This is a genomic window from Collinsella aerofaciens (genome assembly GCF_001405375.1).
Classification (GTDB): Bacteria; Actinomycetota; Coriobacteriia; order Coriobacteriales; family Coriobacteriaceae; genus Collinsella; species Collinsella aerofaciens_F.
In genome coordinates this window covers 1-1,044 of record NZ_CYYP01000039.1, presented here as the reverse complement: position 1 = coordinate 1,044, position 1,044 = coordinate 1, and the positions used below count along the sequence as shown (strand labels likewise).

The 1,044-nt window shown below is 57.1% G+C and carries 2 pseudogenes; both read left to right on the top strand.

What is annotated here, in order from left to right:
- Window positions 1-315, top strand: a pseudogene (locus ARB25_RS09635) (L,D-transpeptidase); the annotation flags it as partial.
- 169 nt (window positions 316-484) lie between these two features.
- A pseudogene (locus ARB25_RS09890) lies at window positions 485-1,044 on the top strand (N-acetylmuramoyl-L-alanine amidase family protein); the annotation flags it as partial.

Here is a 1,044-nt window from a genome sequence, read left to right as displayed (position 1 = left end):
GCCTCCGGCTGGCTCAACCTAAACGGTGCGTGGTACTGGCTCGATCCCTCGACGCACGCCATGGCCACCGGGCTCCATGGGTGCAACGGTTCCATGTACTGGTTCAACGGCTCCGGCTCGATGGCGACCGGATGGGTCCTCGACGGCGGCACATGGTACTACGCGACGAGCTCCGGCGCCCTCACCTCCGGCTGGGCCTACGTCGGCGGCGCCTGGTACTGGCTTGACCCCTCGACGCACGCTATGACTACGGGTGTTCAAGAAATCGATGGGGTGAAATACTCTTTTGCTAGTAATGGCGCTTGGCTCGGCTAGCAACTCTTCCTTAATTGCTTTTTTCTAATTACATATTGCTCTTAGCTATCCATTTGTAGACTATGTTTATATAAAAATTGGTAACTACTGGGGGCTGCACATGGCAAGGAAAAAGCAAATAACATTAATCCTAATCATTCTTTCAACTCTACTGCTCGCTGGACCCGGTGTGGTTGATATCGCGAACGCAGAACCCATAAGCTCCTCCATCCCTACTGATTTTGAGCGGCAATCCGTCCCCTCGACTCTTTCTCCTTCCGATTCAATTGATGATGGTCCTGCTCAAGAATCCGTTAAATGGAATCTGGGTTGGAATTCGTTTGACGGCAACTGGTTCTATGTGGATTCAGTCAATCCGGTCTCGTTGCATTCTGGCTGGCTCTATACCAATGGGGCCTGGTATTGGCTCGACCCCTCGACGCATGCCATGGCCATCGGGCTCCATGAGTGCAATGGCTCCGCGTACTGGTTTGACGCCTCCGGCGCGATGGCGACCGGGTGGGTCCTCGACGGCGGTACCTGGTACTACACGACGGGCTCCGGCGCCCTCGCCTCCGGTTGGGCCTACGTCGGCAGCGCCTGGTACTGGCTTGATCCCTCCACCCATGCCATGGCTACCGGCCTTCACGAGTGCAACGGCTCCCTGTACTGGTTTAATTCGTCCGGCGCGATGGCGACCGGGTGGGTCCTCGACGGCGGGACCTGGTACTACGCGACTGGCTCCGGCGC